Annotated in this window: 9 protein-coding genes; 4 read left to right on the top strand and 5 right to left on the bottom strand. The window is 62.8% G+C overall.

The window, feature by feature from the left end; translation table 11 throughout:
* Positions 1–66: 66 nt before the first annotated feature.
* Positions 67–2,481, bottom strand: coding sequence for an FAD-dependent oxidoreductase (locus tag LCF59_RS14465; RefSeq protein WP_292288324.1), 2,415 nt, complete (start codon positions 2,479–2,481; stop codon positions 67–69).
* A 147-nt stretch (positions 2,482–2,628) separates the two neighbouring features.
* Between LCF59_RS14465 and LCF59_RS14460 the strand changes: the two genes are divergently transcribed.
* The gene (locus LCF59_RS14460) at positions 2,629–5,034 is read left to right on the top strand and encodes an FAD-dependent oxidoreductase (RefSeq protein ID WP_292288323.1); all 2,406 of its coding nucleotides are present in this window, start codon (positions 2,629–2,631) and stop codon (positions 5,032–5,034) included.
* 9 nt (positions 5,035–5,043) lie between these two features.
* Positions 5,044–5,649 carry a nucleotidyltransferase family protein gene (locus LCF59_RS14455; RefSeq protein WP_292288322.1) on the top strand — a complete coding sequence of 202 codons (606 nt, stop codon included), beginning with the start codon at positions 5,044–5,046 and terminating at the stop codon, positions 5,647–5,649.
* 208 nt (positions 5,650–5,857) lie between these two features.
* On the opposite strand, the gene LCF59_RS14450 is transcribed toward LCF59_RS14455, so the two are convergent.
* The 4 genes from LCF59_RS14450 to LCF59_RS14435 are packed head-to-tail and all read right to left on the bottom strand — an operon-like array spanning position 5,858 to position 10,484.
* Positions 5,858–6,412, bottom strand: coding sequence for a pyridoxamine 5'-phosphate oxidase family protein (locus LCF59_RS14450; RefSeq protein WP_292288321.1), 555 nt, complete (start codon positions 6,410–6,412; stop codon positions 5,858–5,860).
* The gene (locus tag LCF59_RS14445) at positions 6,405–7,445 is read right to left on the bottom strand and encodes a lipocalin-like domain-containing protein (protein ID WP_292288320.1); all 1,041 of its coding nucleotides are present in this window, start codon (positions 7,443–7,445) and stop codon (positions 6,405–6,407) included. The genes LCF59_RS14450 and LCF59_RS14445 overlap by 8 nt, the downstream gene beginning before the upstream one ends.
* Positions 7,435–9,831, bottom strand: coding sequence for an ABC transporter permease (locus LCF59_RS14440; RefSeq protein ID WP_292288319.1), 2,397 nt, complete (start codon positions 9,829–9,831; stop codon positions 7,435–7,437). Before LCF59_RS14440 ends, LCF59_RS14445 begins: the two co-directional genes overlap by 11 nt.
* The gene (locus tag LCF59_RS14435; protein WP_292288318.1) at positions 9,828–10,484 is read right to left on the bottom strand and encodes an ABC transporter ATP-binding protein; all 657 of its coding nucleotides are present in this window, start codon (positions 10,482–10,484) and stop codon (positions 9,828–9,830) included. Before LCF59_RS14435 ends, LCF59_RS14440 begins: the two co-directional genes overlap by 4 nt.
* Before the next feature lie 389 nt (positions 10,485–10,873).
* Between LCF59_RS14435 and LCF59_RS14430 the strand changes: the two genes are divergently transcribed.
* Both LCF59_RS14430 and LCF59_RS14425 read left to right on the top strand, forming a co-directional pair.
* A complete protein-coding gene (locus LCF59_RS14430; protein ID WP_292288317.1) occupies positions 10,874–12,067 on the top strand; it encodes a site-specific integrase in 1,194 nt (397 codons plus the stop codon).
* On the top strand, positions 12,067–12,626 hold a 560-nt coding region (locus LCF59_RS14425), incomplete at its 3' end, for a hypothetical protein (RefSeq protein WP_292288316.1). The genes LCF59_RS14430 and LCF59_RS14425, both read left to right, overlap by 1 nt.

Raw genomic sequence — 12,626 nt, 5'->3', positions numbered from 1 at the left:
TCCATTGAGCTTGACCCAAAGGCCTAGGGATGGACATCCACCGAGGGACTTGAAGCCCAAGGACGCTCAGGCACGCAATCTTGTGCCATCCGGATCAAAGGGTGGCCGCGCCAGGATCGTCGCCCGGTGTGGCCGGCCCAGCACCATCACCTCGACCTGGTCCCCGGCTGCGGCGTGGGTCACATAGGCCAGCGCCAGCGATTTGCCGACATGGTAACCATAAGCGCCAGAGGTGACCCGGCCGATGCCTTTGCCCGCTTTGAAGATCGGCTCTCCGCCGGTCGCATCCGCGTTGGAGAGCGCGGTATCGGTCTCGTCCAAGGCGAGCAGCACCAGGTTCTCGCGCGGGGCCTTGTCCATGTTGGCAAGCGCCGCATCGCGATTCAGGTACTCCTTGTCGCGCCGGCACAGCCGGTCCAGCGCGCATTCCTGGGGCCAGTATTCCGGGCTGTATTCGCGGCCCCAGGACCCGTAGCCCTTTTCCATGCGCAGGCTCATCAAGGCGCGGCTGCCCACGGGCACCGCGCCGACGTCCTGGCCAGCCTCGAGAAGCGCTGCATAAAGCGGAACCTGGTCCTCGGCGCGGCAATGTACCTCCCACCCCAGATCCCCGGTGAAGGACACACGCAGCGCGATCACGCGGAGACCCGCGATCTCGATCTGCCCGGATCGCATGAAAGGCCAGTTCACCGTGTCCAGCGAGGTGTTGGTCAGGCGTTGCAACAACGCTCGGCTTTCCGGTCCCGCCACATTGAAGCCGCACCACTGCGCTGTCAGCGAGTCAAATCTTGTCCCTTCGGGCAGCGGCACCGCGTCGTAGAACCGCCTTTGGTAGCGTTCCGCCATGCCCGAGCTGATGATCCAGAATTCATCGTCTGCCAGCCGTGTCACCGTGGCATCCCCGGCGATGCCGCCGCGTTTGCCGATCAGCGGCGTGAGGCAGGAACGCCCCACGTCGCGCGGCATGCGGTTGGCAAAGACCGCGTTGAGCCAATCCTCGGCCCCCGGCCCTTTCACCCGGTATCTGGCGAAGTTGGAGATGTCGATAATCCCGGCTTTGTTCCGCAGGATACGCGCCTCCTGACCCACCACGTCCCACCATGGCTGACGGGTGAAGCCCGCGCTGTCGGGCACCTCTTTCGAGAAATAGAGCGGGTGTTCCCAGCCATGGTTCAGTCCGAACACCGCCCCGATGTCGCGCTGCATGCGGTAGGCCGGGCGCGTGCGGGCGGGGCGCCCTGCGGCGCGTTCTTCATTCGGAAAGTGAATCTTGAAGCGATGCGCATATTGGTCGCCAACCCGCGCCTTGGTGAATGCCGCATCCGCCCAGTCACCGAACCGGGCCATGTCCCAGGCGAACATGTCGTATTGCGTCTCGCCGCGAGTGATCCATTGCGCCACCATCAGGCCCATGCCGCCCGATTGCGAAAAGCCGGGGATGATGCCGTTGCAACAGAAATACCCCGGCTTTTCCGGCACCACGCCCATCAGCACATTGGCATCGGGCGACCAGATCATCGGGCCGTTGATGACCCGCTTGATCCCGGCATTGCCCAAGGCTGGCACCCGGTCGATGGCGCGCATCATATTGTCTTCGATCCGTTCGAGATCATCCGCGAAAAGCTCGTGGCCAAAGCCCTGCGGCGTGCCGTCTTCAGCCCAGAAGCGGACGTCTTTTTCGTAGGCGCCCACCAGCAGACCCTTGCCCTCCTGGCGCAGGTAATATTCGCCGTCCCGGTCTGCGATCGACGGCAAACGCCGGTCCATCGTTTCGATCTCGGCAATCGCTTCGGTCACGAAATACTGGTGTTCGGTGGGCAGGAGCGGCAGGTTGATCCCGGCCAGGGCCGCCACTTCGCGCCCCCAAAGACCGGCGGCGTTGATCACCCATTGCGTGTGGATGTCGCCCTTGGCGGTGCGCACGATCCATGTGTCATCGGGCTGCTGCTCCGTGCCGGTCACCGGGGTGAAGCGGTGGATTTCCGCTCCGCGCTGGCGCGCGCCCGTCGCATAGGCGGCTGTCACGCCGGACGGATCGACATTGCCGCCATCGGGTTCGTACATGATGCAACGGACCCGGTCGAAATCCACCAATGGATGCAGCCTTTCGGCTTCGGCGCGCGAGACCTCTTGAAAATTCATCCCGTATAGCCGCGCCTTCGCCTCTTGCAGGCGCAACTGATGTTCGCGCTCTTCGGTTTGGGCCAGGTAGAGAGACCCTGGCTGGAACACACCGCAGCTTTGCCCGGTCTCCGCCTCCAGTTCCTTGTAAAGGGACATCGTGTAGTGCTGGAGGCGGCTGATATTGGTGCTGTCGTGCAGCCCGTGGATGTTGGCGGCGGCGTGCCATGTGGAGCCGCTTGTCAGCTCATCACGCTCCAGCAGGACAACATCGGTCCAGCCAGCTTTTGCCAGATGGTACAGGATCGAACAGCCAATCACGCCGCCTCCGATCACGACGGCCTGGGCATGGGTTTTCATCGCGGCACACTCCCGTCTGCTTTGGTCCACCCTTCGCGCAGCCCACGAAAAGAGGTTGCCCTCTGCCGACACCTGATGTCGTTTTCGGGCAGGAAAAGCGCAACGCCTTGGCGACATGGTTCCAATACCAAAGCAAGGGAGCCATGGATGAAAACCACCACCCGCGTTTGCGTGATCGGCGGCGGTGTCGTCGGCGTTTCAGTGCTCTATCATCTGACCAGGCTGGGCTGGTCGGATGTGATGCTGGTGGAGCGTTCGGAACTGACCAGCGGCTCCACGTGGCATGCGGCGGGTGGATTTCACACGCTCAACGGTGACACCAACATGGCCGCGCTCCAGGGTTACACGATCCGGCTCTACAAGGAGCTGGAAGAGATCACCGGCCTGTCCTGCGGCTTGCACCACGTGGGCGGCCTCACGCTGGCCGACAACCGCGACCGGTTCGACATGCTGCTCGCCGAACGCGCAAAGCATCGCTACATGGGGCTCGACACGCATATCGTCGGTCCCGAGGAAATCGCACAGATCATGCCAATCACAAACACCGATGGTCTTCTCGGGGCTTTGTACGATCCGCTCGACGGGCACCTCGACCCGTCGGGCACAACCCATGCCTATGCCAAGGCGGCGAAGATCGGCGGCGCCACGGTCGAGACCCATGTCATGGTGAAGGAAACCACGCAACGTCCTGATGGCACATGGAATATCGTCACTAACAAGGGCACGGTTCATGCCGAACATGTTGTCAACGCCGCAGGCCTCTGGGCGCGCGAAGTCGCCGCGATGGCAGGGGTTTACCTGCCGCTGCACCCGATGGAACACCAGTATATCGTCACGGACGAGATGCCCGAGATTTCCGAGCGCGAGACCGAGCATCCGCATGTGATGGACCCGGCCGGGGAATCCTATCTCCGGCAGGAAGGGCGCGGGCTGTGCATCGGCTTCTACGAACAGCCCTGCCGCCCCTGGGCGGTGGACGGCACGCCTTGGGATTTTGGCCATGAGCTCTTGCCAGATGACTTTGACAAGATCGAAGAAAGCATTGAATTTGCTTACAAACGCTTCCCGGTGCTGGAACGCGCGGGCGTCAAGTCGGTCATCCACGGCCCCTTCACCTTTGCCCCCGATGGCAACCCTCTGGTCGGGCCGGTGCCGGGGCTGCGCAACTACTGGTCCGCCTGTGGTGTCATGGCCGGGTTCAGCCAGGGCGGCGGCGTCGGGCTGATGCTGGCACAATGGATGACCCGAGGCGAATGCGAACGCGACGTGTCGGCGATGGACGTGGCCCGCTTTGGCGACTGGATCAGTCCGGGCTATACCCTGCCGAAAGTCATTGAAAACTATCAGAAAAGATTTTCGGTCAGCTACCCGAACGAGGAACTGCCCGCGGCACGCCCCAATCGCACGACCCCGATGTATGACATCTTTGATGGCATGGGGGCCGTCTGGGGCGCACAATACGGGCTGGAGGTGGTCAATTACTTCGCCCAGCAGGATGAGCCACGCCATGAAACCCCCAGTTTCCGCCGCTCGAACGCCTGGAACGCAACGGCGCGCGAAGTGAAGGCCGTTCGGCAAGCCGTTGGAATCAATGAAATTCAGAACTTCGGAAAATACGAAGTGACAGGCCCGAACGCCCGCGACTGGCTTGACCGGATCATGGCAGGCCGGGTGCCGAAACCCGGACGGGTGTCGCTATCGCCGATGCTGTCGCACCAAGGGCGGCTGATCGGGGATTTCACGATCTCCTGCTTGTCGGACAGTCATTTCCAGTTGACCGCCAGCTATGGCGCACAGGCCTATCACATGCGCTGGTTCGAACAGTACGGACAGGACGGTGTAACCGTACGGAATGTCTCGGACCAGTTGACCGGTTTCCAGATCGCCGGGCCGAACGCGCGCCGGGTGCTGGATGCGGTGACACGCGACGCGACAGACCTCAAGTTCATGGACGTGCGCCCGATGACCTTGGGCATGACGCCCTGCCTTGTGCAGCGGGTCAGCTTTACCGGCGGGCTGGGCTACGAGATCACCTGCGAGCCGGTGGCGCAGCGACAGCTTTGGCACACGCTCTGGGAGGCCGGACAGGCGCACGGACTGCGCCCCTTCGGTATGCGCGCGATGATGAGCCTGCGGCTGGACAAGTTCTTCGGCGCGTGGCTGTCGGAATTTTCGCCAGATTACACACCCGCCGAAACCGGTATGGACCGGTTCATCGCGTGGTCGAAAAACGCGGATTTCATCGGGCGGGCAGCGGCAGAGGCGGACCGGGCTGCGCCGCCGGAGCGGCGTTTATGCGCGTTCGAGGTTGTCACCCATGATGCGGACGTGCACGGCTATGAACCGATCTGGATCGATGGGGCCGTGCGCGGCTTTTGTACCTCTGGCGGCTATTCGCACCATGCGGGCAAATCCATCGCGCTTGGCTTGATCCCGCGAGCCACTGCCCGGGACGGGATGCCGGCGCAGATCGAGATCCTGGGCGAGATGTGCGATGCCAGGTTGATCACCACGCCGCTTTACGACGCAGACGCGGCACTGATGCGCGGTTAAACTGCGCGCATGACAAAGGTGACCATCGTGATTCCCGCCGCCGGAGCCAGCCGTCGCATGCTTGGCCGTGACAAGTTGCTTGAGCAGGTGGACGGGATGGCCTTGCTGCGCGGCGTGGCCATGCGCGCCTGTGCGCTGGGCGGTCCAGTGATCGTCACCCTGCCCGACGGCGCCGTGGCACGCAGCGAGGCTTTGGCGGGGCTTGACGTTCAGCACGTGAGCGTCCCGGAGGCGGCCAACGGCATGTCCGCATCCCTGAGACGGGCGGCGCATGGTGTCGCGAAGGATGCAAACGGACTGATGGTCCTGCCCGCCGACATGCCCGACCTGACCGAAGATGATCTGCGCCACGTTCTCATGGCGTACGAGACTGCGGAGAGTGAGGCCATCGTACAGGCGACCTCTGCGGATGGCACGCCGGGTCACCCGGTCCTGTTCCCGGCCGATCTGATCCCGACGTTCGAGGGCTTGACCGGCGACGCGGGCGCCCGCGCCATTCTTGCCGCCAACCGGAGGCGCCTGATCCGCGTCGCCTTGCCCGCTGCACATGCGACGACCGATCTCGACACGCCGGACGCATGGGCGATATGGCGCGAAAATAATCCGGCGCGCTGACGTTTGGTTAATCTTGCGGACAAAAAAATGGGGCGGCTCTCCCCTTCCGCCCCATTCCTTTCGATCGCTGCCGCGCGAGGGCGCGATCGGGTGTGTTTCGTGACCCGTTTTCCAGGATGGGCGATTGATTACGCATGTATCCCGACATGGCAAGGCCAAAATGAACAATTTATGACCACTAACGCCTGCGTTAGCGCAATAATTGGCATCAAGGCACCCACCACGCACCGGCCCATCCGTCAAAGGCCTTGAAAACAGCGCGTTTGTGCGGGTCGGTCAGCTGCATCAATTCGATTGATTCGATTTCGAAGGTCAGCACCGTGAACCAGTCGCGATTGGCCAGTTTCCGGTAGGCGTGGGCGTGCGGGATCGCCGTCCCGGGTGGCGGCGATGCGCCATAGGCGATGCGCGCGCCAGCCGGCACGTCCTGCCATTTCTGCGCCGCGTCCGGGCCCCGGGCGATCTGGACGGTTGTGGATAACCTGATCTGAAGCCTGGCCGTGTCGTCCCAGACATGCAGTTGCGCGAAGGGATGTGCCGCCAGGGACGTGATCTTGCCCGATCCGCCGTCCGTATGCACTTCGACCGTGGCGGCGCTGCGAGAGGCGGCGCGCAGGACCACTGTGCGCGCCTCGGGGCGGCCTTCGGGGGAAACGGTCGCAAGAACCGGGTGCCGGGCTGCCGCCCGCTTGTCTGCCACGCCGCGGGTCAGGCGTTGCCAGCCCAGGTCGAGAAACACCGAAAGGTCGTTCGGATCACTCATATCCCGTCATCTCCAGATAGCCGCGCCCGCCATGCGATCCATCGACGGTGACCGGCCCTTCCCAATAGGGAACCGAGACCGACATCCATGCATCGGGATTCAGAGCCTTGACCGTGACGTCGACACCCTTGGCCGGCAGTTTCACCGCCCAATCCACCGGCACCTGTCGACCTGCCACCATATGCGAGTTCAGCGGTCGCGCCGTGAACGCACCATCGGAATAGGCGGTGGTCGTGCCATCCGGCGCGATCCAGGTGGCCGATGTATAAAACGCGTCTTTTTCTTCGCGCAGCCGGAAGCCCATCAACTTTTCGCCGCTGTCGAAAGACAGGGAAAACCAATCCCACCCCGATTGCGTGTCAGCCAGGGGCTGCGAGGACCACTCGCGATCGAGCCATGCAGACCCTGTCACCTCGACCGGTCCTTGCGGCAGGGTCAGCGTGCCCGAGACGTCGTAGAAGGGCTGCGAATAATAGTAGCTGGCCTGCCCCTGCGCGGATTTGACGGAAAATCCATTCTGCCCGTGAAAGACCAGCGGCCGCGTCGCTTGAAGCGACAGATCATAGGCGAACTCCGTCCCGGTCGCCGTCACTGAGAGGTCGTCAAGACCCGGCCCGGCCATGCGCCAATCGTCGATCCACGCCTCGAACGGATCCACAGTCACGCCCGCCTGCCCGATCCCGCCACGCGCGATGCGTTCCGCGACCATGTGGCGCCGCGACGTGGTGAGTGCGGCATGTGCGAACCAGATCTGCGGGTCGCTCCAGCCTTCGCGGGTTTCGGGCGCAAGCGCGGAGCGGAACAGCGTCCATTGGACACCGTAGGCAGTGCCATCCGGGCCGTTCAGATTGGCCGTCAGGTACCACCATTCGATCCGGAAATCAGGATGCGGCCCGTGGTCTTGCGGGAAGTCGAAGGCGTAATCCGGTTGCGGAACGGCAAAGCCTTCCGCGTCCGACCCCAGCCCGGCAAAGCCTTGTGCCGCCGCCTGACAGGGCAAAACAACCATCAGCAAGAGAATCCTAACGATCATTGGCAAACACTTTCAGCAAATCGGAGGGCGGTGTGCGCGCCAGCCGGAGCGCCGGCCAGAGCGCCGCCAGCGCCGCCGCGAGCAGAGCAAAGACGGTCAGCAGCGCGTAGTGACCGGGGAAGACATACATCGGCAGCTTCCAACCGAACGCCTCCACATTCACATAAGACAGCAGCACCCAGGCGAGCAGCAGGCCAAGCGGGATCGCAAGGACAGTTGTCACAAACGCCAGCACCACCGCGCGCAGCAGCTCAAGCCGCCCGAGCCTGCGCCGCGTCATGCCAAGCGCCCAAGCCGGGGCGAGTTGCGGAACACGCAGAGAGGCGAGCGTGAGCAGGCTCATCAGGATGGCAAAGGCGGCGACCGCCAATGTCAGTACGTTCAGCGCCCCGGTGACGGTAAAGGTGCGCTCGAACACCTCAAGCGAGAAGGCCTTGATCCGCGCCTGATCGATGATCGCCGCGTCGGACAACCCGACCCTTTCGACCAGCTTTTCCCGCAGGCCGGCCGCGTCATCCGTGCGCACGCCAAACCGGGTTGGAACACGGTCAGGATAAAGGTCTGAAAAGACAGCTTCATCGATCAACGCCTGCCCCAGCGGATTGCCGTAATCGGCCACGACGGCAGCGATGGGCAACGAGAGACCGGGCGCAACCGCGACCGCATCTCCGGTCCAGAGCCCCGCGCGGCGGGCCAGTTGTTCGCTGACGACCGCCGCCTCCCCCCGGGCAACGCGGTCCCAGACCTCCGGTGTCTCGGCGACGAAAACCCAGTTGTTGCGGTAGGTTGGTCCGACACGCGCGCCGAACAGGTCCGAAGGCACGCCCGCGATCTCGGTCTCGACCGACAGAAGCGGCAGTACCTCGCGCGCATTGTCGATCAGGAACGCTTCGAGATCCGGGCTTTGCGCGGCGTCTTCCGCGCTGATGAAAAGCTCTGGGGCCAACCTTTGGTCAAGGAAGTCTACAAAGGTCACGCGAAAGCTCGAGACCATGGTGGTCACGCCGACATTGGCCGCAGTGGCCAGCAGCAGGGCCATCAGCGCGAGGCTCATTCCCGGCACCTGCTGGCGGGTGTCAGCCCAGAACCACTGCCAGACGACACTCCGCGCTTGCCGGTCCGCCAGCGTCACCGCGCCACGCAGGACGAGCGGCAGAAGCAACGCGGCACCGATCAGCATGCAGGCAAGCAGCACAAAGCCAAGCGCCAGCCCCTTTCCCCGGATCTCGATCCCGACGCCGACCAGGAACAGCAGCCCGGCAACCGCCCCCAGCCTCCGGGCCGTTGCGCCCGACGCCACTGCCCAGGCGCGGGGCCGCGCGCTGGACAAAAGCGGCATATGCGCGATTTTCCAGAGCGCGCCCGCAGCGGCCAGCCCCGTGCCGACGACTGCGATGGCCATGCCGGACAGCCACCACTCTGCGCGCAATTGCAACGTGCCTGCGACGGAGGCGCCGTAGAGCCCCTGCAAGGTGGCCGCGACATTGGGCAAGAGAACGGCGGCAATGACGTATCCCAATGCGACGCCGATCGCGCCGGCGATCAAGGCAAACAGAACCAGTTCCGCGATCATGAGGCCGATCAACCTGCCCAGCGGCACCCCCAGCGCGCGCAGGGTCCGCACCATGCCGCGCCGTTGCTCGAAGGCGAGGCTGATGGTGCCATGTACGATGAAGATGCCCACGGCAAAGCTGAGCAGGCCAAAGGCGGTCAGGTTCAGGTGAAAGCTGTCCGTGAGCCGGTCCGCCCCCGCATCCTGCGCCGGTTGCAGAACGAGATCCGGCGTGATCCCGGCCAGATCGGGCCGTCCCATCGGCTGTTCGGGCGCAAGGATCAGGCGGCTCAGCGTGCCCTGCGCGTCAAGCAGATCTTGCGCCACGCCAATATCGGTCAGCGCCACACCCGGTGCGGCAGAGGGATCGGTCACGATCCGCTGGGAGACCGCATTCTCGAGCTGGTCCGCCACGTCGGTCGCGGCAAAGAGCACGCCGCGCGTCAGGAAGTCGTCGAGCGATGTCCCTTCTTGCATGCCCACGGGTGCGACATTTCCAGGCGCAGTGAGCGGGTCAAGCCCGACGATCCGCACGCGGCCTTGGGTCGTGTCGATCCGGCCCTCGAGCACCGGCGAGACCTGCCACCCCGACCGGCGCAGCGCGATATAGGTCGCTTGGTCGATGCGGTTGCCCGTGCGGGGCAAAAGCTGACCAAACTGCCCCTCGCCCAGTGTCGCCGCGGCCGCGTCATAGCTCGCGCGCGCCTCGGCATTGATCGCTTGCACGCCCGACCACAGCGCCGTGGCGAGGGCCAAACCGCTGATCAAGGCAAAGAATTGCAAACCGTTGCGCCGCCAATGCGACAGAAGCGCGGTCAGGGTCGTCCAGGTCACGCCACGCGTCCCTGGCTCAGATGGACCTGCCGTTTCATGCGGCGCGCCACGGACTGCGAATGGGTGACCATCAGAAGCGCCGCGCCGGTCTCGGTGACCAGATCAAGCATCTGGTCCAACACCTGGCGCGCGGTCGCCTCGTCAAGGTTGCCGGTCGGCTCATCCGCGAGCACGAGCTTGGGCCGTGCGACCAGCGTTCGGCCAATGGCCACGCGCTGCTGCTGGCCGCCAGACAAGGCTTCCGGATACTTGTCGAGATGCGGCGTCAGGCCCAGCGCATCAGACATGCGCGCGGCCTGATCGGCATCGTATCTGCCTGCAAGCCGCGCCTGGAACGCCATGTTCGCCGCGACCGTGAGCGACGGGATCAGGTTGAACTGCTGAAAGATCACACCGACATCGGTACGTCGCAGCGCAGCGCGGTCCGAATCCGTCATTTTGGTTATGTCGTGCCCGTCGATTTCGATGGCTCCGCTGCCCACCGTATCAAGCCCGCCAATCAGATGCAGAAGCGTGCTCTTGCCCGACCCCGATTCGCCGGTCAGCGCCAGCGTCTCGTTTCGATCAAGCGACAGCGACACGCCCCGCAGCACCGGCAGATCGCCCTCGCCGCCGGCGAAGGTCTTCGTCACGTCTTGCACAGTCAACATCATGTCCGAGAGTTATCGCACCGGTCAGCAATGGAAAGCCCGCAAAGCGCAAAAACCGACGCCGCACCTGCGTCGCGTCAAAAACCCGTTTCCGCCAACTCGAAACATATCCGGTCGCAGGCACGCAGATGCCGCCAAAGGAATGCAAACGGGACTCACGCAATACAATGTGGAACGAAGCCAAGAATTGGTGCCCAAGGTGGGCACCAACCCATTGTTTTAGAATGTTTTTACCTGTCCATATTTGTCTGTATCCACCTAAAAACATGGCCGCACTTGTCCTGTCGTGTCTTGCCGTGTCCGTCCTTATCCGCTAGCCTAAAGAGGATATTTGGGTGGATAGAGATTGGCCGTCCGTTCGATTGCCGATTGGTGGATAGGAAAAATCGAACATGCGCTCACGCAACCGACTTTCCCCAGCCTTCCTTCGAAAAGCTCCGATGGGAAAATACTGTGATGGCGCTGGGCTTTGGCTGATTGTTCGTGAGGATGGCGGCGCGCAATGGGTGTTGCGCGTTACCGTTCACGGCAGGCGGCGCGAGATGGGTTTGGGTGGATACCCAGAAATCGGACTCGCAAAAGCCCGTGACCTTGCCGACCGCTGGCGGGCAATGGCCAAGGAAGGCCGCGACCCCATCAAGGAACGTGAACGCGAAATACGGGCCGCACGGCGCGAGGATATCGGCCTTGCCATTATCACGGCGGATGCGTTCGAAGCGCGCAAGGCGGAATTGAAAGGCGATGGAACGGCGGGCCGGTGGTTGTCGCCTCTGACCATTCACGTTTTGCCGAAGCTGGGCAAAGTGCCAGTGACCGATCTAGACCAGCGCGACATTCGCGACACGCTGGCCCCCATCTGGCACACGAAGGCCGACACGGCGCGCAAAGCCTTGAACCGCCTTTCAATCGTGATGAAGCACGCGGCGGCGCTGGGCTTGGATGTGGATTTGCAGGCGACCGAAAAGGCTAAGGCGCTTTTGGGCAAGTCGCGGCATCAGCCAAAAAACATTCCGGCAATGGATTGGCGCGATGTGCCGGACTTCTATGCAAGTCTCGAAGAACCGACGCTGACCCATCTGGCTCTGCGCCTTCTTATCCTGACTGGCGTGCGCTCGGGGCCGCTGCGCAATCTGCGGCTGGACCAGATCGATGGCGACGTGTGGACCGTGCCAGCCGAAGCGATGAAGGGCCGCAAAGGTGCGACCGATGATTTTCGCGTGCCTCTGTCGGATGAAGCCCAGCGCGTCATTCACCTTGCACGCCCACACGCCCGCAACGGCTTTCTATTTGCGAACAGCCGGAAGGGCGTAATTTCCGACATGACGCTTTCACGGCACATGGAACGGCGGGGGCTGGAAGCGCGCCCGCACGGTTTCCGCACCAGCCTGCGCACATGGCTGGCCGAAGCAACCGACGCCCCGCACGAAGTTGCGGAAGCAATGCTGGCGCATGTGGTGGACGGTGGCGTGGTGCGGGCCTATCGGCGCACCGATTATCTGGAGCAGCGGGCCAAGCTGACCGACCGCTGGGCCGACCTTGTGACCGGCGGCGCTGGGCAGGTGGTCACCTTGGCGGGGGCGGTGTGATGGTGGATTTCGCAAAACTAATAGGTTGGCGGGAACCAGTGGAAATTTACTTGGCCGCGATGGGAAATCCCGAACCCTTAGCGACTCGCATCAAAGAAAATGAGCCCTTCACTGAACTCGAACGGCGAACAATGGTCCATTTTTTAAGGGGTGAGTTGAAACCGCCTAAGCGGAAGCGGGGGCAAAAGCGGCTTCCATATCTTACGACTATTGAGGATGTTCATGAAAACATCATTCGTGAAGCGGTTTTGAACTATCACCATATCATGAGTGAAATAGAGAAGGAGCACGGTTCGAAGTACAGGTTGAAATTCGAAGTGATTGAATACATCGCCAACAGAGATGGCCTTGATTTTGATGCCCTACTAAACCGCATCAATCGCCCCAAAGAAGACAAAAACACAAGCCGCTATGATGGAGTTCCACATGCTGTTAAGGGCTTTCATAAGTGGCTACATCGCACAGGGCAGTTGGAAGGCTATCCGCGCTACGTCAGTTCCGTAACAATAGACACGGCCCTACTTAAAGAGCTTCGCAGGTTGGAAAGAGAGGATTTCGA

Source organism: Marivita sp., assembly GCF_020055675.1.
In the GTDB taxonomy this organism is placed as follows: Bacteria; Pseudomonadota; Alphaproteobacteria; order Rhodobacterales; family Rhodobacteraceae; genus Marivita.
This window is presented reverse-complemented; position numbering and strand designations above follow the sequence as displayed.